Consider the following 24,058-nt stretch of genomic DNA (forward strand, 5'->3'; position numbering starts at 1 on the left):
ACAAACCAAAATAGAACAATATGAGGGGACGTGAATGCGTGCAGTATTTGGACTTGTCCTGATTGTCGGGGTGGCTTTGGCCGGAGGCGCCGTCTATTTGGCGCGCGACTACATCGCACAGCATCAGGACCAACTCGCCCGAGAACGCCTGGCCGCGCAACAAGCGTTGGAAAATGCCGCCCTGGAAGGGACCACTGGCGTTCTTGTATCCAACCGAGCCATGAAATACGGAGAGCGCCTGACCAAGGAAGACGTTCGTGTCGTCAACTGGCCTGACGAAGCAATCCCGGAAGGCAGCTTCGTGGACATGGCCGTTTTGTTTCCTGAAGACGCTAAGGGAGACCGATTCGTCCTGAGAGCGATGGAAAAAGACGAGGCCCTCATGGAGGTCAAAGTCACCAATCCTGGGGAGGCTGCAGGTCTGACCTCACGGATAGAAAAAGGTAAACGCGCTTTTGCGATCAGCGTTGATGTTGCGTCTGGTGTTTCTGGCTTTTTGCGCCCTGGTGATAGTGTAGATGTGTATTGGACCGGAACCGTTAACAGCAACCTTCAGGCTGGAGTCGGCGAAATCACCCGCCTGATTCAGACCAACATCGAATTGGTCGCGATTGACCAGTCAGCGGGATCAGATCTGACGGGCACAACAATTGCGCGTACTGTGACAGTAGCCGCCACCCCAGAAGAAATCGCGGCTTTGGCCCAAGCACAGAACACAGGTCGCTTGTCATTGGCCTTAGTTGGGGTGCAGGACGACACAATCGCAAGTGCGGTTGAAGTGGACCAGCGAAAACTGTTGGGAATCAAAGAAGCAGCCCCCGCCCCGGTTCAGGCTGAAGAACGGAAATGCTACACGAGAGTTCGACGTAGCGGAGAAATTGTGCAAACCGAAATTCCTTGCACAAACTGACGTTAAATCAGAGATTTACCAATACAAGCCGCGCCAACTGCGCGGCTTGTTTCGTTATGCATGTTGCGCATTGTCCACATAAGGAAAATTCCAGAAACCCTTGATTATTGCAATAAATTCGTAATTCGCGCAGTGTTACCTGACATAGGGCATAGACCCAAAAAACGAGGCGTGATCGGAGAGGCAGGTCACATGACAATACGTACTTGGATCAGCGCAACCCTTATGGGGTTGGCGCTTATAGTTGGTCCGGTCGGCCATACGGCCTGGGCTGAAACTTTGCGCGTGGTAAAGAATGGTTCAGCGGAAACGCTGGACGTTCCGATGAACCGCGCAATTGTGGTGGAAAGCGAAGAACCTTTCGCCGAACTTAGCATTGCTAATGCCGGCATCGCCGATATCTCGTCGCTTTCGGATCGCACTATTTATGTGCTGGGTAAGGCTCCGGGCCTGACCACGCTGACCCTGTTTGACGGCGCGGGTAACCTGCTGGCAAATGTTCGGGTTCGCGTATCGCCGGATGTATCTGAATTCAAAGAGCGTTTGGTTCAGATTTTGCCAGGTGAACAGATCGAAGTGCGCACAGCCAATGATGGCATCGTCCTTTCGGGAACGGTTTCCAGCGGCGCAAAACTGGCGCGGGCACTGGAACTGGCCGAGCGTTACGCGCCCGAGCGTGTTTCGAACCTGATGTCAGTCGGGGGCGTACAGCAAGTCATGCTGAAAGTACGTTTTGCCGAGATGAACCGCTCGGTGGCCAAAAGCCTGACCGCTTCGCTGGGCTTCGGCGGCGGTGACGTGACAGGTGGTTTCAACACCCTCAACAATGCGGGTGCTCTGGCCAACGCACTGAACGACAATATCCCCATACTTCAAACAAATACAGGCGCCATCCTGTTCGGCTTTGGGGCCGGATCGACGCAGGTGCGTTTGCTGCTGGAAGCATTGGAGGCCAAAGGTCTTGCCCGCAGTCTGGCAGAGCCAAACCTGTCTGCCCTGTCGGGTCAGGAAGCAACCTTCCTTGCCGGCGGTGAAGTTCCCATTCCGGTGCCGCAAGAAGATGGTGTTATTGCCATTGAGTACAAGACGTTCGGCGTTGAAATCGACTTTATTCCACGCGTTGTGGATGGCGATCTGATCAATCTTGAGCTTGCCGCCGCCGTGTCCAGCATTGACACCAGTTCAGACTTTACTATCCAAGGCGATACAGTTCCTAGCTTTGTCACTCGTCAGACCAGCACGACGGTTGAATTGCGAGATGGTGAGAGCTTCGCAATCGCGGGGTTGATTCAAGATGACTTTGCAGACCTGAACAGCCAAGTTCCCTGGGTCGGTGATATTCCGGTGCTGGGAGCGTTGTTCCGCTCTGCGGAATACCAGCGCCAACAAAGCGAACTGGTTATCATAATCACTGCGCATCTGGTTTCGCCGACACGTGGTGAAGCGCTGGCATTGCCAACAGATCGGGTCAAGCCGCCCAGCGAATTTGATCTGTTCGTGAACGGCAAAGTCGGTCGTACAACGCGCCCGGGTGCCGGCGCAGCCTCGGAAGTAGCCAAGCAGGACTTTGGCAGCTCCTACGGCTACGTTCTGGATTGATAGGAGGATAGGACCAATGCAGAAGTGGATAATCACACTGGGTCTTTCGGTTGCTGTCGCCGCTTGTACGCGTGAAGCCGGGTATGAAGTTGATCAAGGTGCTTTCGGGAATGCGACCCTGAACAACACCCAGGTCATGAACGGCGAACTGACCTATGCCCAAATCCTGGGTCAGCGGTTCGCGGCCGAGGTTCCGACGCAGATCAACTTTGCCTTTGACAGCGCAAAGCTGGACGAAACGGCTCAGCGGGTTCTGTTGCGGCAGGCTGCGTGGATCAAACAGTTCCCCGAAGCGCGGTTCCGGGTCTATGGCCATACCGACGCCGTCGGTTCGACTGGTTACAACAAGGCACTGGGCCAGCGACGCGCCAATGCGGCGGTTGCCTTCCTGACACAGCAGGGCATCTCGCGCTCACGTCTTGAGGCTGTCGTTTCCTTCGGCAAGTCACGCCCGTTGATCGATACCCCGAATCGCGATCGGCGCAACCGCCGCACCGTGACCGAGGTTTCGGGCTTTGTGGATCGCAACCCGCTGGTTCTGGACGGCAAGTATGCCGCCATCGTCTATCGCGAATATGTACAAAGCGCGACGTACGAGGCGCAACTGCGTAGCCAGACACGAGTTGGCGATACAACCGAACAATAAGTCGGATTTGGGCGACATCGTCGCCCATTTCCCTACAATTGGTTCTTTTGCGCCTAAATCTTGCCTAAGTTCCAAGCCAAATTTTCAACAATTAGGTGACCTGCGGCCAAATCTGGCCGCGACGGGGCAAGAGCGAACCAGACAGAATCTTCGGGTTCTCTGGGTTGGTCGGCTCTCGCGACAAGGATTGTGTTAATGACGAGCGCATCGCCACAAGATGATAAAAACGCCATTCTGGCCTGCACCATCAGCCGTGACGTCCAGAATTTCGACCTTCTGATCGAAGATATGGAGGTTGCACTGGGAGAACGATGGGGTGATCTCGGTTTTGCCGAAGCTCTGGCATTCTTCAGCCAACCTGATGCCGATTCTTTGGAGTTTGTCGCCTTGGCGATTGACGGCGAAGATGAAGACAACCTGTCCTTGATGGGTGAGATCATCACGCGAGCCAAAGAAAAGAAGATCAAAATCGTCCTGATCGCCGAAGACGTCACTCCCGCGTCTCTACACCAACTGTTGCGCAAAGGCGCGGACGAGTTCGTCCCCTACCCTCTGCCCGAAGGCGAATTGCAGGAAGCTATCGCCCGGATGAACCAGCCCGATCCAGTTGCAGTACAGCAGGCCGCTGCACCTTTGGCGCAAGGTGAATCGAAAGAAGGGGCCCTCTTTGTGGTCCACGGACTTGCCGGAGGCGTCGGTTCCACCACTATGGCAGTCAATCTGGCCTGGGAATTGGCCACCGTATCGGACAAAGACGCGCCATCAGTCTGTCTGTTGGATCTGGATCTGCAATTCGGCACAGTTTCGACCTATCTGGATTTACCACGGCGCGAAACTGTCTTTGAAATGCTTTCGGACACATCGCTGATGGATGACGACGTATTTTCTCAAGCGTTGCAAACCTATGAAGAGAAACTGCAAGTTCTGACAGCGCCATCGGACATGGTGCCGCTCGATCTGATCACACCCGAAGATATTCAGCGCGTGATCGAAACAGCCCGCCGGAACTTTGATTATGTGATCGTGGACATGCCCTCGACGCTGGTTCACTGGTCTGAAACCGTTCTTCAGGCCGCACATGTGTATTTCGCCATGATTGAACTGGACATGCGCTCGGCTCAGAACGCGCTGCGCCTGAAACGTGCGCTGCAGGCCGAGGAATTGCCTTTCAACAAATTGCGCTTTGCTCTGAATCGGGCGCCGAAATTTACCGATCTGAACGGCAAAAGCCGGGTCAAACGGATGGGTGAAAGCCTGGGTATCTCCATTGACCTGCAATTGCCGGATGGCGGCAAGCCGGTCATGCAGAGTGGCGACCACGGACAACCGCTGGCCAATGCAGCCGCCAAGAATCCGCTGCGCCGCGAAATCGCGAAGCTTGCGAAATCGCTTCATAGTTTGGGCAGCAGCGACGCTGAGGCCGCGTAACCAGTACTAAAGGGAGAGAGCCGCCGTGTTTTCACGTTACAAGAAACAGCCCGAAGCGCAGCCGGTTCAAACTCCGGCCGCGACACCTGAACCTGTTGCGGAAAAAAAGCCCACTGCTAATGCCGTCGCTCGACGGCCCGTGCAGAAAAAGGCGGCCGAACCGGTGGCCGGAGATCGCGATCGCAAGCGCAAGGAACGCCTTGGCGAGATCAAGATCGAACTGCATCGCGAACTGTTGGAAAACCTGAACCTAGCGGCGCTCGAAAATGCAGGCGAATCTGAATTGCGCGCGGAAATCAGCTCGATTGTCAGCGAAATTTTGGAAACCCGGAACATTGTTCTGAACCGCGAGGACCGCTCGCAGTTGAACAAGGAACTGTATGACGAAGTGACGGGTCTTGGCCCGCTAGAGACCTTGCTGCAGGACGATACCGTCAACGATATTCTGGTCAACGGTCCGCAACAGATCTTTGTGGAACGCGACGGTAGGCTGGAAATCAGCGACATCACCTTTAAAGACGAAAAGCACCTGATGCGGATCATCGACAAGATCGTGTCCGCTGTGGGACGTCGTGTCGATGAATCCAACCCTTACGTTGACGCTCGCTTGGCTGATGGTTCGCGTTTCAATGCGATGGTGCCGCCGATTGCCGTGGATGGATCGCTGGTCTCAATTCGTAAGTTCAAAAAAGACAAGCTGGGCATCGATGACCTGGTGAATTTCGGTGCCTTTACCGAAGAGATGGCCGCTTATCTTCAGGCCGCCGTGTCAACCCGTCTGAACATCATCGTTTCAGGTGGTACGGGTTCGGGTAAAACCACCACACTGAACGCCTTGTCCAGTTTCATCGATGACGCAGAACGCATCCTAACAATCGAGGATACGGCGGAACTTCAGCTGCAACAGACCCATGTGGGTCGGATGGAAAGCCGTCCGCCCAACGTCGAAGGCAAAGGTGAGGTCAGCCCGCGCGACTGTTTGAAAAACGCCCTGCGTATGCGTCCTGACCGCATCATCGTGGGTGAGACGCGTGGCGCCGAGGTGATCGACATGTTGCAGGCCATGAACACCGGCCACGACGGTTCGATGACCACGATCCACGCCAACTCGGCGCGCGACGGGATTTCGCGCCTGGAAAACATGATCGCGATGGCCGGTATCGAAATGCCAATCAAAGCGGTAAGAAGCCAGATTTCGTCAGCTGTGAACCTGATCGTGCAGGCCAGCCGTTTGCAGGATGGTTCGCGTCGGATGACCTCAATCACCGAGATTACGGGCATGGAAGGCGATGTGATCTCAATGCAGGAAATCTTTAAATTTCAACGTGTTGGGCTAACACCGGACAACAAAATCATCGGTCACTTCACAGCGACCGGCGTGCGCAGTCACTATTCTGAGCGCTTCCGCCTGTGGGGCTTTGACCTGCCCGCTTCGGTCTATGAACCAACGAATATGTAGGAGATCTGGCAATGCAACTGCCTGTTGAGGCGCTCATCTATGTCGTGATCTTCGTCGCGGTGTTCGCCCTGGTCGAAGGCATCTATCTGGTGGCTTTCGGCAAATCCATCAGCCTGAACAGCCGTGTAAACCGGCGTCTGGATATGCTCGACAAAGGTGTCGGGCGGGAACAAGTGCTGGAACAGCTGCGCAAGGAAATGCAGCAGCATATGAAAACGCAGAGCATCCCGCTCTATTCGCTGTTGGCTGACAAAGCGCAGAAGGCAGCTATTGCCTTCACCCCGAAACAACTGATCATGGTCATGATCCTTTTGTCAGGCTTTGCTTTCGTCGGCCTGAGCGTCGGCACCGCAACGGAAATGGTTCTGCGGGTGGCATTGTCGGTCTTTATCGGTGTTGGCGGTGTCTACACCTGGGTAAGCCGGAAGGCCGGTAAACGCATGGGCATGATGGAAGAGCAACTGCCTGACGCGGTTGAATTGATGGTCCGATCCCTGCGCGTGGGCAACCCATTTGTGTCGTCCATTCAGATTGTCGCAAACGAAGTACAGGACCCACTGGGAACCGAGTTCGGTGTCATTGCCGACGAATGCGCCTATGGCCGGGACGTGGGTGAGGCGCTGAGTGATCTGGCTGAACGTCTGGACATGCAGGACCTTCGCTTTCTGGCGGTGGCCGTGGGTATCCAACAACAGTCAGGCGGTAACCTTGCTGAAATTCTGGCTGGTCTGGCTAAGGTGATCCGCGCCCGTTTCCGCCTGTTCCGGCGTGTAAAGGCGATCACCGCCGAGGCAAAATGGTCCGGCAAGTTTCTGTCAGGGTTTCCCCTTTTCTGCCTGCTGTTCATCATGGTGACAGATCCCAATTACTATGACGACGTGGTTGATCATCCCCTGTTCATCCCGGCCTGTTTCTTCGTGGGCATCATGCTGACGCTGAACCTGATCGTGATGCGCGTTCTTACCAACATCAAGGTCTGAGGGAATTGCAATGGAAGTTCTGGCCCCAATCAACGACCTGATCAAACAGTACCTTGGCGAATTCGGTCCACTTATCGTGATCGGCGTTTTGGGTCTGGCGATGATCTTAATCGCTGTCACTCTGATGCTGAACCAACCAGAGGACCCTCTGAAAAAGCTGCAAAAATCCACTGCCGCACCAAAACACGATAAGAAATCCAAAAAGGACAAGCTTCGCAACACCAGCCGCAACGAGCAGCTTGAAAAGTTCGCGACATTCCTTGAGCCGCAAAACGAAGCCGAACTGTCGGCAATGCAGCTAAAGCTGCGGCAAGCCGGATATCATTCAAAGGATGCTGTGCGGTTCTTCCACTTTGCACAATTTGCGCTGGGTATTATCGGCATTCTGGTCGGCGTCATGTTGGTTACCGTCCTGTCGGGTGGCCAGGAATTCACTGGTCAACAGATGGCTCTTAGGGTTCTGATTCCGGCAGGTGCAGGATATTTTCTGCCGCGCTACTGGATCACCCGGCGTGTTGCCGAACGTAATGAAGCAATTGTCGCCGGTTTTCCCGATACGCTGGACCTTATGCTGGTCTGCGTCGAGGCCGGACAATCTCTGGATCAAGCCATTGTACGGGTTGCGCGTGAGATGAAGGCCTCCTACCCCGATATCGCGCAAGAGTTCGAAATTGTCGCTTATGAATTGAAGGCTGGTAAGGACAAGGACACGGTTTTGCGTGACTTTGGAACCCGCTGCGGCGTGCAAGATGTCAGCTCATTCGTGACCGTCATGATCCAGTCCGCGACGTTCGGCACCTCGATCGCCGAAGCGCTTCGGGTCTACGCTGGCGAAATGCGCGACAAACGGGTCATGCGCGCCGAAGAAGCCGCGAACAAGTTGCCAACCAAGATGACTCTTGCCACAATGATCCTGACGGTGCCGCCTTTGCTGGTTATTCTGGTCGGACCTTCGGCAAAAGGAATCGCTGATTTTGCGGCGGGTAATTAATAACCCAAATTTAGTAGGCTTCAGGCGCATCCACGACGGTATACGCCACATGCTAAAGGCCGCCATGGTGATCGCCATGGTGGCCTCTTGCACTGAGACAGGGTCGTCAGATGATCTGGACGTCCCCGGAATTGACCCTAAAGGTCAAAGGGCGGACGAAATTACGGTGGGAAACCGGTTGATGGCCGCCGGGGAATACGAGCTGGCGCTGGATTCTTTTGCCCGCGCCGCATTGGATCAGGGGATGACAACACAAATCCTGACGGCGATGGGCACGGCCAATCTGGGGCTCAGACGTCTAGGACAGGCCGAAACCCTACTGCGACGGGCCGTCAAGGACAATCCTGACTGGCCAGTTGCTTGGAACAATCTAGGCGTGGTGCTGGTCGAAAAGGGCGAATATCCCGAGGCCGCGCAGGTTTTCAAGCGGGCCTTTGCGCTGGACAATGGCGAAAGTGACGCAATCCGGGACAATCTGCGCTTAGCGCTCGCAAAAATGGAAAATCCTGTTAATACTACGGCAGAAGAACAAGAATATACGTTGGAGCAGCAAGGCGACGGGCAATTCAAGCTGCGCAAGCTCCCGTAAAACAGGCAAGAGCAGTAAGGGACGCAAAAAATGCGCCAACAATTCTTGATTGCGCCAATCGTGATGTGCGGGCTGATCCTTTCTGCCTGCGAAAAAGAAACCGAGGAAGAAAAGGTCGAGCGTACCTATCAGGAGGTCAACGTCATTGACGAGACCAACCTGAACGAGGTCTTGCTGACCGCCGCCGATCCAAATGAGGCGGTCACCTACTTTCAAGGCGCAGCCGCCAAAAATCCGGGTCGGATTGACCTGCAGCGGGGACTGGCGATTTCCTTGTCTCGTGCGAAACGGTCGACCGAAGCCGTTGCCGCCTGGAAAAAGGTGACGACGATGAAAGGCGCCGGAAACGTCGACAAGCTCGAATATGCTGACGCGCTTGTACGTGCCGGCAATTGGGGGCAGGCCAAATCGGTTCTGGATACCATTCCACCCACTTATGAAACCTTCAAACGGTATCGGCTTGAAGCGGTGGTCGCAGACTCCAAACAGGATTGGAAACGCGCAGACCACTTTTATGAAACCGCGGTCGGCCTGACCACGCGCCCCGGTGGTGTCATGAACAATTGGGGTTATTCCAAGCTGACACGCGGCCAGTTTGCCGAAGCCGAACGCCTGTTTACCGAGGCGATCCGTCAGGACAAATCCCTGTTCACCGCCAAGAACAATCTGGTTCTGGCCCGAGCTGCGCAAGGAAATTACAGCCTACCGGTTGTTCCCATGACACAGGTGGAACGCGCCAGGCTGCTGAACACGATGGGTATCTCTGCGGTCAAGCAAGGGGATGTGGCGACAGCCAAAAACCTGTTCCGCGAAGCCATCGCCACCCATCCACAGCATTTTGACGAGGCTGTCCGCTCGCTGCGCGCGCTTGAGGATGCCTGATTGATGAGTATTCCCGCGTTTGCTGCGCTGTGGTTTCTTCCGTTTGTTCTGCCGATCTGCTTTTACGTGGCGTTCACAGACTTGCGGGACATGCTGATCAAGAACCACGCCGTTGTTGCGCTGGCCGTCATTTTCGCCATTGTCGGGTTGTTTGTGCTGTCCCCGTGGTCCACCCAGTGGACCTCACTAACGATCTGGTCGTTCTCGGTGGCACTTCCCCCTTACGTCTGGCACTTGCTGCATATTGTGACCGTGCTGATCTTGGGCATTCTGTTTAATGCCGCTGGCGTTTTGGGTGCCGGGGATGCCAAGTTCATGGCCGCCGCCTCACCTTTTGTCTGGTCTGGGGATTGGGTTCTGGTGATGTTTATTCTGGCAGCCACCACGCTTGCTGCCTTTGTCACGCATCGACTGGCCATGCATACCGCGTTGCGCAACGTTGCGCCAAATTGGGAAAGCTGGAACAGGAAGAAGCACTTTCCAATGGGCCTGCCTCTTGGTGGCAGCCTGGCTATTTACCTGATCTTAGGCACTGTTTACGGCTCGTAAACTATCATTAACGCGCCTTGTCGCCGCCTTGGTACTGCCACAAAGCCGGGCCAGATTTCCCCTAAGCGGCCCTTATTGGGGCCATTGGCGTGAATACTGGATAGACGGGCAACGCTCATGAATATGCAGACAACTTCGGTAATGGCCCCCCCTGCCCCAAAGGGTTTGGGCGAAATGAGACTGCCCATCGTCATGATGCGCGACATCATGTTGAAAACGATCTTTCGCAAGAACGTAGACACCGTGTCCGAGATCGCCGTGGCGATTTGTCTGCCGGGCTCCGTCACGCAGGAACTGATCGACATGGCCCGCGAGCAAAAGCTGATCGAGGCCACCGGTACCCTGAATGCCAACAGCGGTAATGAGATGGGTTATCAGCTGACTGATGCCGGCAAGGCCCGCGCACTGGACGCGTTGAGCCAGTCAGAATATTTCGGCGCCATGCCCGTACCGCTGGACGTCTACCGCGAACAGGTGAAACGCCAGTCGATCCGCAACATTCAGGTGACCCGCGACCAGCTGATTGGCGCAATGGGCCACTTGGTTCTGCCCGACAGCCTGCTGGATCAATTGGGCCCGGCGGTCAGCGCCGGTCGCTCGGTCCTGATGTATGGCCCTCCGGGCAACGGTAAATCCTCGATTTCAAACGGGATTCGCGATGCACTGGGCGATAATGTCTATGTGCCTTTCGCCATCGAATATGCCGGTCAGGTGATTACGGTTTATGACCCGATCGTTCATACTGCGATTGAACAGGAGCCAGACGATCCCAACAGCCTGCGCCGCCGCAAACGGTTCGACACACGCTATGTTCAGTGCGAACGTCCAACCGTGGTTACAGGTGGTGAATTGACGCTGGGTATGCTGGATCTGGTTTATAACCCCACAGCGCGAACCTATCAGGCCCCTTTGCAGTTGAAATCGACCGGCGGTATCTTCATCGTGGACGACCTTGGCCGTCAGCAGGAACCACCGCAGGCCCTGATTAACCGTTGGATTGTTCCGCTGGAAGAGAACAAGGATATCCTTGGCCTGCAGTCGGGTGAAAAGTTCGAAGTTCCCTTCGACACGCTGGTCATCTTCTCGACCAACTTCCACCCGAATGAAATCTTCGACCAAGCGGCCCTGCGCCGGATCTTCTTCAAGATCAAGATCGACGGCCCGAACCAGGAGAACTTCCTGAAAATCTTTGCCATGGTGGCGCGCAAACGCGGCATGCCGCTTGACGAGGCTGCTCTGGTCCATCTGTTGAAGGTTAAATACCCGACCATCAACAATATCTATGCGAATTATCAGCCGATCTTCCTGATCGACCAGATGATCTCGATCTGCGAGTTTGAGGGCATCCCTTATCAGATGAGCCCTGACCTGATCGACCGCGCGTGGTCAAACATGTTCGTCAAGGACGAGACCATCGTCAAATAACGCCGTGCCATTTCGGTAAAGGGCCGGGTAATCTGCGCGTATGACGCAGATTCCCGCCCGGATCACATCTTGGTTTGCCGCCAAGGGCTGGTCCATTCACCCCCATCAACATGATATGTTCAACCGGGCCTTGGACCCGGCCACGTTGCTGATCGCGCCGACCGGGGGCGGTAAGACAATGGCCGGGTTTCTGCCGACATTGGCGGAACTTGCAGATGGCACGCATGAGGGGTTGCACACGATTTATGTGTCTCCGCTCAAGGCACTGGCCGCTGATATCCGCCGCAACCTGCGCGGCCCTGCGGATGAGATTGGCCTACCCATTCGGATCGAAGACCGCACCGGCGACACCTCGGCCACGCAGAAAAAGCGGCAGCGTGTAGACCCACCCCATATTTTGCTGACCACCCCTGAAAGCTTGGCGCTGCTGACCTCATACGAGGACGCGCCTCGGATGTTTGCGGGGGTGCAACGGGTGATTGTCGACGAAATCCACGCATTGGCCGAAAGCAAGCGAGGAGATCAGTTGATGCTGGCCTTGGCGCGTCTGCAAACCCTGTGCCCTAACCTGCGCCGGGTCGGTCTTTCAGCTACGGTCGAGGATCCCAAGGCCATCGCGCGCTTTCTTGCTCGTCATCCGGACCCTTGTCAGATTGTTCAGGCCGACCCCGGACCTGATCCGGATATCCGCATGCTGGAAACGCAGGAAATGCCCCCCTGGTCCGGCGGTGGTGCAGCTTATTCGATCCCGGCGGTGCTCGAGCAGATCAAGCAACACAAGACAACGCTGATTTTCCACAACACCCGCGCACAGGCCGAGATTTTCTTTCACAATCTGTGGCTTGCCAACGATGACGGCCTGCCCATCGGCATTCACCACGGCAGTCTGGACCGACAGCAACGCGAGCGGGTCGAGGCCGCCATGGTGCGGGGCGACCTGCGCGCCATAGTATGTACCGGCAGCCTGGACCTTGGCATCGATTGGGGTGACGTGGACCTTGTGATCCAAATTGGTGCGCCTAAAAATGTCAAACGACTGGTGCAACGGATCGGGCGAGCAAACCACCGCTACAACGCGCCCTCCAAGGCCCTGCTGGTACCTGCCAACCGCTTTGAGGTGGTGGAATGCGTCGCGGCACTTGAGGCCGCCAGAGCGCATGATCTGGACGGTGAACCGCGCGGCTCTGGCCCCCGCGATGTGCTATGCCAGCATATCTTGATAGCGGCTTCGGCAGGCCCGTTCGACGCCAGCGCGCTTTTTTCGGAAATGACCACAGCTGGGCCATACGCGCATCTGTCACGCGATGAATTCGACGCCTGTCTGGAATTCTGCGCGACCGGAGGTTACGCCCTACGCGCCTATGATCGCTGGCAGCGCTTGCAACAGCGCGCAGACGGACAAATGCAGCTGCGCGACCCGCGCGCAGCGCAGCGTATCCGCATGAACTTGGGCACCATTCAGGACACCGACACGCTGAAGGTACGTTTGAAACGCAACCGCGGAGGCAAACCGCTGGGTGAAGTGGAAGAGGCCTTTGCCGCCTCGCTAACGCCCGGAGATACCTTTCTGATCGGGGGGCAGATTGTCCGCTATGAGGGCCTGCGCGAGATGGTGGTTGAGGTCAGCCGCCGTGCGGACAGAAAACCGAAAGTTGCTGTTTTTGCGGGCACGAAATTCGCCACCTCGACGCAGTTAAGCAACCGGATTCTGCGGATGTTTGCCCAGCCGGATTGGCCGCAACTGCCTAAACACACTGCCGACTGGCTGTCTCTGCAGCGCGACATGTCTCGCCTGCCTCAACGCGACCGGCTGCTGATCGAAAGCTTTCCGAATGACGGGCGCGAGAATCTGTGCGTCTACGGTTTCGCTGGCCGCAACGCACAGCAGACGCTGGGCCTATTGCTGACCAAACGTATGGAGGAAACCGGGCTCGCCCCGCTGGGTTTTGTCGCAACCGATTATGCCACACTAATCTGGGGGCTGGATGCAGTGACCGACCCGCGGCCACTGTTTCAACTGGATGCCCTGCGTAACGGGCTTGAGACTTGGTTGGCCGGAAATGCCGTGATGAAACGGACCTTTCGCGCCTCGGCCACGATTGCTGGGCTGATCGAACGGAACATGGGCGGTCAGCGCAAAAGCGGTCGTCAGGCGACGTTCTCGTCGGATATCCTTTATGACACCTTGTTGAAATACGACCCGGATCATTTGTTGATGCAGATCACCCGCGAAGAGGCCATGCGCGGGCTGGTGGATTTCGGGCGGATCGAAGCGATGATCGCTCGGATCGGAGACCGTATTGATCTGCTGCGGCTGGATCGCGTGTCGCCTCTTGCCGCCCCTTTGTTTCTTGAGGTCGGCAAGGTTCCGGTCAAGGGCGCGGCCGAAGAACGCCTACTGGCAGAAGAAAGCGCGCGGTTGATGCAAGCCGCCGGGTTAACACCTGATTGATACGGCTTGCGTCCGGAGGTGAAACACGCAAAGAACGGATCATGAACGAAGTGGCGTTTTCTTTTGCGGGACAGACCCTGAAGGCATTGGGATCTGGGGCCTTGTGGTGGCCGGATCAGCAATTGCTGTGCGTATCCGACCTGCATCTGGGCAAGTCTGAGCGCATCGCTCGGCGGGGCGGCCCGAGTCTGCCGCCTTATGACAGTCAAGAAACCCTGAACCGGCTGGCTGTGGATATTGCCAGAACCAATCCTGCCACCGTGATCTGCCTGGGCGACAGCTTCGACGATCTGAAAGCTTCGGCCGCAATGCAAGCGGAAGAACAGCGTGATATCACGGCCCTGCAGGCTGGTCGGCGCTGGATCTGGATCGAGGGTAATCACGACCCCGGTCCGATTGATCTGGGCGGTACGCATCTGTCCGAGTGTAAGATTGCCCCGCTGACTTTCCGCCATATCGCGCAGGCACCAGCGCAAGCCGAGGTGTCAGGCCACTACCACCCCAAAGCACGTCTGAACGCGCGGGGTCGAACCATCACCCGGCCCGCCTTTTTGGTGGACAAGACGCGGCTGATCCTACCGGCCTACGGCACATATACTGGCGGGTTACGCAGTTCGGATCATACATTGGACGCTTTGATGGATGGTCAGGCCATAGCCATACTCACCGGATCGCATCCTCGGGTCATTCCAATGCCCAGATAGAGTGGCTTAGATAAGGCCGTCTAGCTCTAGCCCCGGTTTGTATTTTCGGCTGATCGGAACCAGATCGGTGTTCTTCAGACGCAAGAAGGTTTTTCCGTCCAGCTTTTCAACCCCGACAATGGCATCGTCTGCCACCCAATGGGAACGATGCGTACAGTGGCCGGGTACCGGTTCCATCTCGGCGATCGCATCAGTCAGGCGGGATCGGATGGTGAATGTCCCCGCTGAAGTCACAACATCAACCGCATGGTCGCGGACTGTCAGTCGATAGATCTGACCGGAAAACGACTCTGGCAAACGCTTGGTCAGGCGTGGCGAGGGTGGCGCGATCTGATCCTGCACCGGCTCATCAACGTGACTATACCCGCGCACCAGGACCAGCCCGGTTGCAAACAGGGCACCATAAGGGGCCACCGCCAGAACATCCGGCGCCTGTTGCCCCCCTGCAGAGAACAGCAGATATGACATAAGCCACATAGATGGCACGAACAAAACCAGAATGAAGAAAACCAGTGCAATGTCACGCCAGCTGAATTGGGCTTCTGCGAAAAATTTCCGGCTCACGCGTGTGACGATCCAGGTCACGCACAGGGCCAATCCCAGTACACCGAACCAGAAAACAAGCCGCTGGGGATAGGTCAGGTAGATGGCCGGAAAAGGCTGGAACGCACTGGCCAACAAAGGCGGGAAACCAACGCCTGCTATCACTCGGCGTAACGTGAATTCGGCCAGAATTGGTCTGGGCACTTCGGTCATACATACTCAACAAACAAGACTACAGGTTCCAGCCCAACACCACACGGCTTTCACCAATCTCTCGTAACCGGCTGGAATAGCTTACTTATCACCAATTTACCGGACATTCAAACCCGGCCCGTGAAACTTAATTCAATCTTCAGAAAGCAAATGGACCAAAAAGCGTTTGCTCTTCGGTCCATTTGTTCAGTTTTTTTTCCTTTGGATCAAGCTGTCAGGCCTTCGGGCTCTGGCAAGGCATTGGCGCGGCAGCAGGCGGTCAGTGTGTTGGCCAGCAGGCAGGCAATGGTCATCGGTCCGACGCCACCGGGCACGGGTGTGATCGCTCCGGCGCGTTCGGCCGCGCTGGCGTAATCTACGTCTCCGACCAGCTTGTTCTTGCCGTCCCGTTCAATTCGGTTGATGCCTACATCGATGACCGTGGCACCTTCCTTGATCCAATCGCCCGGGATCATCTCGGGGCGGCCAACGGCAGCAACGACGATATCTGCGCGGCGCACAACATCAGGCAGGTCCTTGGTGCGACTGTGTGCGATGGTCACGGTGCAGCTGTCACCCAGCAACAACTGCGCCATCGGCTTACCCACGATATTCGATCGGCCCACAACAACCGCATCCATACCCGAGAGCGAACCATGGTAGTCGCGCAGCATCATCAAACACCCCAGCGGCGTGCAAGGCACCATCGACTTCTGCCCGGTACCCAGCAGTCCCACGTTCGAGATGTGGAAACCATCAACGTCCTTGGCCGGGTCAATCGAGTTGATCACCAGATCTTCGTTCAGGTGCTTCGGCAGGGGCAACTGCACCAGAATACCATGCACGGCTGGGTCGTTGTTCAGCTTGTCGATCAACGCCAGCAGATCTTCTTCGGACGTGTCGATGTCCAGCTTGTGCTCGTACGAGTTCATGCCGACCTCGACGGTCATCTTTCCCTTGGACCGCACATAGACCTGGCTTGCCGGGTCTTCGCCTACAAGAACCACGGCCAGGCCGGGGGTGATGCCGTTTTCTTCTTTCAGCTTTGCGACCTGGTCGGCCACCTGGCCGCGTACTTTTGCGGCAAAGGCCTTACCGTCGATAACCTGCGCTACCATCCTTTGATCCCTTCTTTTCAAAAACGGATCGGGCGCACAAAGCGCCCGGTTCTTCATTCGGGGCCGAGCACGCGTTCTTCGCGGGCAATCGACCAGTCAATCAAGATGCGCCAAAGCTTCTCGGCAAGATCGGGGTCCATGCCCAACTCGTCGGAACTTGTGCGCACGCGCTGCACCACATCTTCGACACGATCCGGAATTCGGGCGGGTAGCCCCTCGCCGGGTTTCAACTGAGACGCACGATCTATGTAAGTTGCGCGCGCCACCAACATTTCAATCAATTGGCGATCCAGCTTGTCGATCTGAACCCGCAATTCCCGCATCGAGTGGCAGTCCTGCGGCGGTATCAGAGTGGGCATTTCAATCTCCTGCGGTCCGGGGATACCCCCGGACCACGAGATGTATCATTCGGGCGCTTAGAACAAGCCCTCGATCTCACCTGCGTCATTGAGGCAGATGGTTTCAGCAGCCGGTTTGCGTGGCAGGCCGGGCATGGTCATGATCTCGCCGCAGACAACCACGATGAACCCGGCACCTGCCGACAGGCGAACCTCACGCACCGGAACCGAATGGCCGGTGGGCGCGCCGCGCAGGGTCGGATCAGTCGAGAAGCTGTATTGCGTCTTGGCCATGCAGACCGGCAGATTGCCGTATCCGGCCTCTTCCCATTCGCGCAACTGGTTGCGGATTTTGTTGTCGGCCAGAACCTCGTCAGCGCGGTAGATGCGCTTGGCGATGGTTTCGATCTTTTCGAACAACGGCATTTCGTCGGGGTAGATCGGTGCAAAGTTCGCAGCACCATTTTCGACGATTTCCACAACTTTCTCAGCCAGAGGCGCAGAACCGTCTGAACCGAGCTCCCAGTGACGCGACAAAACTGCTTCGACACCATGTTCGGCGCAATAGTCCTTGACGGCCTGCACTTCGTCATCGGTGTCGGTGACAAAGTGGTTGATGGCGACAACAACGGGCACGCCGAAGGATTTCACGTTCTCGATGTGACGGCCCAGGTTGGCACAGCCCGACTGAACCGCGTCGACGTTTTCGGCACCCAGATCGGCTTTGGCAACACCGCCGTTCATCTTCATCGCGCGCACGGTGGCGACCAGAACAACTGCCGACGGCGCGATGCCCGCCTTGCGGCACTTGATGTTCATGAATTTCTCGGCACCCAAGTCAGCACCAAAACCCGCTTCGGTGACAACATAATCGGCCACTTTCAGAGCGGTTTTGGTCGCGATGACCGAGTTACAGCCGTGTGCGATGTTCGCGAAAGGACCACCATGGACAAAGGCCGGGTTGTTTTCCAGCGTTTGCACCAGATTCGGCTGCATCGCGTCTTTCAGCAGAACGGTCATTGCGCCTTCGGCCTTGATGTCGCGGCAGTAAACCGGGGTCTTATCGCGGCGATAGGCGACAATGATGTCACCCAGACGCTTTTCCAGGTCTTTTAGGTCGGTGGCCAGGCAGAGGATCGCCATGACCTCGGACGCCACGGTGATGTCAAAGCCGGTTTCACGCGGGAAACCGTTCGACACGCCACCCAAGCTGGCGGTGATCTGACGCAGCGCACGGTCGTTCATGTCGACCACACGACGCCACGCAACGCGACGAATGTCGATCTCGCACTCATTGCCCCAGTAGATGTGGTTGTCGATCATCGCCGACAGCAGCGAGTGGGCCGAGGTGATGGCATGGAAGTCACCTGTGAAGTGCAGGTTCATCTCTTCCATGGGAACAACCTGCGCGTAACCGCCACCCGCAGCACCACCCTTCATCCCGAAGTTCGGGCCAAGCGAGGCTTCGCGGATACAGATCATCGCGTTTTTGCCGATGCGGTTCAGGCCATCGCCCAGACCGACGGTGGTGGTTGTCTTACCCTCACCCGCAGGGGTCGGGTTGATCGCGGTCACCAGAATCAGTTTGCCGTCTTCACGACCTTGAACCGAGTTGATGAAGTCCTGGCTGACTTTCGCCTTGTCGTGGCCGTAAGGCAGCAGATCGTCACTGGAGATGCCAATTTTCGCACCGATTTCCTGAATCGGCTTCTTGTTCGCCTCACGGGCGATTTCGATGTCGGATTTGTAGCTCATTGGGCAGGGTCCCTGATTGAATGCCGTGCGTGCCGACGCAATACGTCGGTGCTGATCAATCCATACCGTCGTGTACAATCGCAATGGATATGAATTCCGACATAATCATGGCGTGAAACGGCGTTGACCCAGTTCTGGCGCTGTTAGCGCAACATTCCGAGGCTTATAAGGGTTCCCACGCGCGCTGATCCGGCACAAAAAGCGAGACGGAGTCGTTCAGCTTCAACGTTCCCGGACGTTCGATCCAGGCCGTGACGCCACGACGGCCCCTGGCAGCGGTTTTGAACGTCTTGCCATAGCCTGGAATGTCAGATTCCATTTCTTTCCCTGGATAAATGCAAGGGCGGTTCTCCATATCAACGGTCATCGTAAGCCCATCGGGGGCCTGCAGCCGCGATGAGGGCGGAATATGGGTAAAATCCGGTATTCCCTTTAGCACGATCGACGCCCCCAAATAGGTGGGGTCGAGCGTTTCCAGCCCCATTTCACTTGCGATATCGTCCAGTTCTTCGGACGACAGAATCGTCAACTGACGCACATTTCGAATTTCAGTATCTTCGGGGTACAGGTTCTTCATACGCATACATGAGGCGCGATTGACCCCTGCGTGACGTGCGCCTGTTTCCCCGGTAAAATCAAGATCCAACCGATCGACCGGACGGGCGCGCAGCGAGCCACCTGACGGGACATGCCCCAACCAGACAACCTGCGCCGAATACTCGGTTTTTCGCATCACCGGCATGTGGGGCCTCGCTCCAAATTCCTGACAACGGCTCTTCGCACCGTACGTATCCCGACTGTGAAGTGAAGCAAAAAACCCGGGACAATGCCCGGGTCTGATGTACTTAAGCTGAAGGTTCCGGCTCCATCCCGCCATCGGGCGGAGACTTCTTGACCTTTGTCTTGGGAATCGCCGTCACGCTGGGCGCGCTGCCCTCGTCGGGATTGTCACCATCATCATCACCCTCGCTGGGCGATTCACCGTTCATGACGCGCTTGATCTCGTCCCCGGTCAGCGTCTCATATTCCAGAAGACCCTGTGCCAGACGCTCCCATTCCTCGTTCTGTTCGGTCAGAATCTGGTGGGCGCGCTCGTAACCCTGCTGGATCAGACGCTTCACCTCTTCCTCGATCAGCTCTTTGGTATGGGCCGAAACCGAGAACCCGGCGGTATTGCCAGAGTATCCATCATGCGCCTCGGCATAGTCGATATTGCCGACCTTGTCCGACATACCCCAGCGCATCACCATGGCGCGCGCCAATTGGCTGGCCTGCATGATGTCACCGGCTGGGCCGTTCGAAACATGGTCTTCGCCGTACTTGATCACTTCTGCGGCTTTGCCCGCCATGGTCATGGCAAGCTTCTGCTCACATTCGTCACGGTGATAGTTCAGGCGATCCATTTCCGGCAGCGAAACAACCATGCCCAGCGCACCACCGCGCGGGATGATCGTCGCCTTGTAGACCGGATCACACAGCGGCAGAGTCAGGCCGACAACGGCGTGACCCGCCTCGTGATAGGCGGTCTTTTCTTTCTGATCCTGGGTCAGCACCATCGAGCGACGCTCGGCCCCCATCATCACCTTGTCCTTGGCATTCTCAAAATCTTCCATGGTGACAAAGCGACGGCCCACGCGCGCGGCCATCAGCGCGGCCTCGTTCACGAGGTTCGCCAAATCCGCTCCCGAGAAGCCTGGTGTACCGCGCGCGATGATGCGCAGGTCCACATCGGGGCCCAGAGGCGTCTTACGTGCGTGAACGCCCAGAATCTTTTCGCGGCCTTTGATGTCGGGGTTGCCGACGGTCACGTTGCGATCAAACCGGCCCGGACGCAGCAGCGCAGGGTCCAGAACGTCCTTACGGTTGGTGGCCGCCAGAATGATCACGCCTTCGTTGGCCTCGAACCCGTCCATCTCGACCAGCAACTGGTTGAGGGTCTGTTCGCGTTCGTCATTACCACCGCCATAACCGGCACCACGATGGCGACCCACGGCGTCGATCTCGTCGATGAAGACAATACAGGGCGCGTTCTTCTTGGCCTGTTCGAACATGTCGCGGACACGGGATGCACCGACACCAACGAACATCTCGACAAAGTCGGAGCCCGAGATGGTGAAGAACGGCACACCTGCCTCACCCGCAATGGCACGGGCCAGCAGCGTTTTACCGGTACCCGGAGGGCCAACCAGCAGCGCGCCCTTCGGAATCTTACCGCCCAGACGGCTGAATTTCTGCGGGTTGCGCAGGAATTCCACGATCTCTTCCAGCTCCTCCTTGGCCTCATCAATGCCCGCCACATCGTCAAAGGTCACGCGGCCATGCTTTTCGGTCAGCATCTTGGCCTTGGACTTGCCAAAGCCCATCGCGCCGCCTTTGCCACCGCCCTGCATCCGGTTCATGAAGTAAATCCAGACACCGATCAGCAGCAGGAAGGGCAGCAGCGTGATCAGGAAGGACTGAAATCCGGATTGCTGCTGTTTCACGGCCTGAACGGGAATGTTCTCATCGATTAGCAGCTTGGTGACTTCGGCATCGGCGGGTTTGATGGTGACATAGGTCGCGCCGCTTTGCGTGGAATAGCGAATCTGTTCACCGTCCAGCGTCACATTTTTGACTTCGCCGCTTTCAACTGCGCTGACAAAATCGGAATAGGTTCTTTCATTGCTCTGAAGCGTTCCGCCCTGACCACTGAAGAAATTGAACAGTGCAAGGATCAGCAGAAACAGAACGACCCAGAAGGCGATGTTACGAGCGTTGCCCAAGGAATATCTCCCAAAAGATTTCGGCAGGTGGGGGTCTGCCGGTTTGCCCTATAAAATAGAGATGATTCAAGCATGTTCAATGCGATAAAAGCGAAGAGTAAAACTCGGGCCTTTGTGCGGCGATTTCTGCTGTCCAACCATTGGAATAATCAACCAAGGGTGCAGCAAGCAGTTTTTCACCGCTCCACACGGCAGGCGAGGCCAAAAGCGCCATGCGTGGTTTGCCCAATGCGCGCCATTCCGGCACCTGCGGCAAACCAGCCTCACCCAGCGCACGCACCTCGGCGCCCACGGCCCGAGGGCCGGACAGAACCCAGCGGTCATCCCAAAGCTTTTCCGGGGTTGTGATTTCTGTCACCACGGCGTTTAGCTCTCTGCAAAACCACATTTTATCGCCGTGTGGGATCAACAAACAGCCCGCCAGAGTCAGGGTCTTTGCATCCCGAACGGCTGCCACAGCCTGATCCACCGCAGCCCCGCGCGGCGGATAGCCCGGTCCTGCAATCCACGCGGTGATTCCAATGACCAGCCGTCGTTGGATCTCTGCCGGAAGCCGTTCAAAGCCGTTGCGGTCCACGCAGATGTCCCCGCCATCAACTGCAGTAACCCGTCGTGCGGATTCCTGCGTATAACGCGCCAGTGCTTCACGCGCTTGTGCAAGATTTTCGGCCACGCGCGACAGCGATTGTGCAGAAATCCCCAGCAGTTCCAGCCCTGTCAGGGCTTTACGCGCTTTGATCCGGTCGAATTTGAAGTCCTGATTCGACGGGTCCTCGATCCAACTTGCGCCGATCCGCGACAGGTAGCCGCGCAGGGTTTGCCGGGTGATTCCCAACATCGGGCGCAGCAGCGACACGCCGTTTTGGTCCCGTACCCAAGGCATCCCTGACAATCCCGTCACTCCAGCCGCCCGGCCCAATCGCATCAGAACGGTCTCGGCCTGATCATCGGCTGTATGGCCCAATGCAATCGCCGGTATGTCATTCCGGTTCGCCCAGTCGGTCAACAATCGATACCGCGCCTGACGGGCCTGATCCTGCAGATTGCCTGCACCATCCCACCCCTGCCATCGGAGCGTTTCGTGCGGGATATTCAATCCAGCGGCCTGTTCGGCCACGCAAATGGCCTCGGATGCTGATTCGGGGCGTAGTCCATGATCCACGGTGGCCGCAAACAGATCGACCTGCTCGGACCGCGCGATTTCATGCAGCAGATGCAGCAGCGCCACCGAATCTCCGCCACCAGATACGGCGACACCCAAACGTGGCGGCAGTCGGTTAGGCAACCGCGCGCGGAGTTCTGATCGGAGTGTTTCGGCCTCGCCCGTCAAGAACAGCCCAGCGACGCCATTTCCTGAGTGGCAGCGGATACTGTGGCCGAGGCCGGGAACCGCACGCCAACCTCTGTCAGGGTGATACAGGCCTGTTCGGTTTGTCCCAGACGCCCCAACGCGGCACCCAGTTCAAACAGGGCCTCGGGGGCAAACGCACCCTCGGAATCGCCGGTAAAGCTGGCCAGGAACGCCCGTGCGGCCTCACGCGTGTCGCCCAATCCGTCGAGCGCCTGCCCGCGCTTCAAATGTGCTTCGGGCGCAAGCGGGCTGCCTGGATACGACGAATCGAACTGCGCGAACTGGTCGGCTGCGGCCTGAAAATCCCCTTCGGACAGGGCCAGCGCAGCAGCTTCGAAGTCTGATTGTTCGCCGATCGCCAGTTCCCCCTGCTCACTTACCGAAGAGGGCGTTGGTGAAATGGGTACCGCAGAACCGACCGTAGCTCCTGAATCTCCACCCAGGGTCGAGGTTTCGCCAAGCGTACTCAGATCTCCGCCTTCCAGTTCGACCAGACGGAACTCCAGGTCGCCGATCCGGTTGGTGCCATCGGTCACGACGTTCTGAACCCGCTGATTTAGCTGCTCGGTCTGGCTCGTGAGGCGTTGCAACTCGGCCTCGATCGCGTCGACCCGTTCCAGAATGGAACTGCCAGACAGGTTCGGCGCCGGAGATCCGGTCGTCGAAAACTCACGCTTTAGGCGTTGAATCTCCACGTGCAGCACTGTCAATTCCTGACGGATATCCGCCAGCGTCTGCTGATCCTGTGCTTGTGCCACACCGGCGGTCGCAATAACTGCGGCCAGAACCCATCCTGCAAGTCTCATCGTTTTACCCCAAGGTTGAACCGGTCAGCACCGTAACCGCGCGGCGGTTCTTGGAATAGCATTCCTCGGTGCTGCAAATCTCAATCGGGCGTTCCTTGCCGTAGCTGACTGTTGTCAGGCGGTTCCCTGCCACCCCGCGCGAGATCAAATAGTCGCGGGCCGCATTCGCCCGTTTCGCGCCCAGACCAAGGTTATACTCGCGTGTGCCTTGTTCATCTGCATGACCCTCGATAGTAGCCACGAAATCCGGGTTGGCCAAAAGCCAGTCTGCCTGCCCCTGCAAGACCGTTTGCGCCTGTGGCGTCAGTGTGGACTGATCCACTGCAAACAATACCCGGTCGCCAACAGTTTGCTGGAAATAGGCGGGCGAGCGCGGATCGCTGGGCGAGCCCGGCGCAATGGCACCATTTGCGCCATTTCCAAAACCGCCACCCAGTGCCGATGGATCGTTGTTGGTACAGGCGGCGATTACACTCAGCGCGCCTATAGCCAGAACTTTGCCCAATACGTTCATTTCAAGTGCCTCGTTGTTTTATCGGTTTATTGCCGTCTCTGTATCACAGTGCAGGATTTTTGTGA

The 24,058-nt window shown here is 57.0% G+C and carries 22 protein-coding genes; 13 read left to right on the forward strand and 9 right to left on the reverse strand.

Annotation, left to right across the window (positions count from 1 at the left end; genetic code table 11):
* Positions 1–34 precede the first annotated feature (34 nt).
* From cpaB to pdeM, 13 genes are all read left to right on the forward strand, one after another.
* On the forward strand, positions 35–910 hold the full coding sequence (gene cpaB, locus ACR3EP_RS09055; RefSeq protein WP_170362506.1) for a Flp pilus assembly protein CpaB: 876 nt from the start codon (positions 35–37) through the stop codon (positions 908–910).
* Positions 911–1,102: 192 nt separating this feature from the next.
* Positions 1,103–2,509, forward strand: a complete 1,407-nt coding sequence (locus tag ACR3EP_RS09060; RefSeq protein WP_170351452.1) for a type II and III secretion system protein family protein — start codon at positions 1,103–1,105, stop codon at positions 2,507–2,509.
* Between the two features lie 16 nt (positions 2,510–2,525).
* On the forward strand, positions 2,526–3,155 hold the full coding sequence (locus ACR3EP_RS09065) for an OmpA family protein (protein WP_170351453.1): 630 nt from the start codon (positions 2,526–2,528) through the stop codon (positions 3,153–3,155).
* Between the two features lie 195 nt (positions 3,156–3,350).
* Positions 3,351–4,583 (forward strand): CpaE/TadZ family protein, encoded by a 1,233-nt coding sequence (locus tag ACR3EP_RS09070; protein ID WP_170351455.1) that lies wholly within the window; start codon positions 3,351–3,353, stop codon positions 4,581–4,583.
* Positions 4,584–4,608: 25 nt separating this feature from the next.
* On the forward strand, positions 4,609–6,042 hold the full coding sequence (locus tag ACR3EP_RS09075; protein ID WP_170351457.1) for a TadA family conjugal transfer-associated ATPase: 1,434 nt from the start codon (positions 4,609–4,611) through the stop codon (positions 6,040–6,042).
* An 11-nt stretch (positions 6,043–6,053) separates the two neighbouring features.
* On the forward strand, positions 6,054–7,022 hold the full coding sequence (locus tag ACR3EP_RS09080) for a type II secretion system F family protein (protein ID WP_170351459.1): 969 nt from the start codon (positions 6,054–6,056) through the stop codon (positions 7,020–7,022).
* A 10-nt stretch (positions 7,023–7,032) separates the two neighbouring features.
* Complete coding sequence (locus tag ACR3EP_RS09085) at positions 7,033–8,013, forward strand: type II secretion system F family protein (RefSeq protein ID WP_170351461.1); 981 nt, start codon at positions 7,033–7,035, stop codon at positions 8,011–8,013.
* A 49-nt stretch (positions 8,014–8,062) separates the two neighbouring features.
* Positions 8,063–8,602 (forward strand): tetratricopeptide repeat protein, encoded by a 540-nt coding sequence (locus ACR3EP_RS09090; protein ID WP_226689821.1) that lies wholly within the window; start codon positions 8,063–8,065, stop codon positions 8,600–8,602.
* Between the two features lie 30 nt (positions 8,603–8,632).
* A complete protein-coding gene (locus ACR3EP_RS09095) occupies positions 8,633–9,484 on the forward strand; it encodes a tetratricopeptide repeat protein (RefSeq protein ID WP_170553807.1) in 852 nt (283 codons plus the stop codon).
* 3 nt (positions 9,485–9,487) lie between these two features.
* Positions 9,488–10,033, forward strand: a complete 546-nt coding sequence (locus ACR3EP_RS09100) for a prepilin peptidase (protein ID WP_480637409.1) — start codon at positions 9,488–9,490, stop codon at positions 10,031–10,033.
* A 117-nt stretch (positions 10,034–10,150) separates the two neighbouring features.
* Positions 10,151–11,458, forward strand: coding sequence for a P-loop NTPase family protein (locus ACR3EP_RS09105; protein WP_170351466.1), 1,308 nt, complete (start codon positions 10,151–10,153; stop codon positions 11,456–11,458).
* A 40-nt stretch (positions 11,459–11,498) separates the two neighbouring features.
* Positions 11,499–13,910: a ligase-associated DNA damage response DEXH box helicase gene (locus tag ACR3EP_RS09110; protein WP_480637411.1), complete on the forward strand. Its 2,412-nt coding sequence runs from the start codon at positions 11,499–11,501 to the stop codon at positions 13,908–13,910.
* 41 nt (positions 13,911–13,951) lie between these two features.
* Positions 13,952–14,614, forward strand: a complete 663-nt coding sequence (pdeM, locus tag ACR3EP_RS09115; protein ID WP_480637413.1) for a ligase-associated DNA damage response endonuclease PdeM — start codon at positions 13,952–13,954, stop codon at positions 14,612–14,614.
* A gap of 6 nt (positions 14,615–14,620) precedes the next feature.
* Here pdeM and ACR3EP_RS09120 read toward each other — a convergent pair whose 3' ends face one another.
* From ACR3EP_RS09120 to pal, 9 genes are all read right to left on the reverse strand, one after another.
* The gene (locus ACR3EP_RS09120) at positions 14,621–15,370 is read right to left on the reverse strand and encodes a LytTR family DNA-binding domain-containing protein (protein ID WP_480637415.1); all 750 of its coding nucleotides are present in this window, start codon (positions 15,368–15,370) and stop codon (positions 14,621–14,623) included.
* Between the two features lie 206 nt (positions 15,371–15,576).
* Positions 15,577–16,467, reverse strand: a complete 891-nt coding sequence (folD, locus tag ACR3EP_RS09125; RefSeq protein ID WP_170425634.1) for a bifunctional methylenetetrahydrofolate dehydrogenase/methenyltetrahydrofolate cyclohydrolase FolD — start codon at positions 16,465–16,467, stop codon at positions 15,577–15,579.
* Between the two features lie 53 nt (positions 16,468–16,520).
* Positions 16,521–16,826: a chorismate mutase gene (locus ACR3EP_RS09130; RefSeq protein ID WP_170352146.1), complete on the reverse strand. Its 306-nt coding sequence runs from the start codon at positions 16,824–16,826 to the stop codon at positions 16,521–16,523.
* Between the two features lie 57 nt (positions 16,827–16,883).
* Positions 16,884–18,560: a formate--tetrahydrofolate ligase gene (locus ACR3EP_RS09135; protein ID WP_170362956.1), complete on the reverse strand. Its 1,677-nt coding sequence runs from the start codon at positions 18,558–18,560 to the stop codon at positions 16,884–16,886.
* Positions 18,561–18,723: 163 nt separating this feature from the next.
* Positions 18,724–19,302, reverse strand: a complete 579-nt coding sequence (locus ACR3EP_RS09140) for an MOSC domain-containing protein (protein ID WP_480637417.1) — start codon at positions 19,300–19,302, stop codon at positions 18,724–18,726.
* Between the two features lie 103 nt (positions 19,303–19,405).
* A complete protein-coding gene (gene ftsH / locus ACR3EP_RS09145; RefSeq protein WP_170362401.1) occupies positions 19,406–21,322 on the reverse strand; it encodes an ATP-dependent zinc metalloprotease FtsH in 1,917 nt (638 codons plus the stop codon).
* Between the two features lie 76 nt (positions 21,323–21,398).
* Entirely contained in the window at positions 21,399–22,652 is a 1,254-nt protein-coding gene (gene tilS / locus ACR3EP_RS09150; RefSeq protein ID WP_480637419.1) for a tRNA lysidine(34) synthetase TilS, read from the reverse strand.
* Entirely contained in the window at positions 22,649–23,479 is an 831-nt protein-coding gene (gene ybgF / locus ACR3EP_RS09155) for a tol-pal system protein YbgF (protein WP_170399274.1), read from the reverse strand. Before ybgF ends, tilS begins: the two co-directional genes overlap by 4 nt.
* Positions 23,480–23,483: 4 nt before the next feature.
* Positions 23,484–23,993 (reverse strand): peptidoglycan-associated lipoprotein Pal, encoded by a 510-nt coding sequence (gene pal, locus ACR3EP_RS09160; RefSeq protein ID WP_170351705.1) that lies wholly within the window; start codon positions 23,991–23,993, stop codon positions 23,484–23,486.
* Between the last annotated feature and the right edge of the window lie 65 nt (positions 23,994–24,058).

The organism is Ruegeria sp. BB10, from assembly GCF_056535725.1.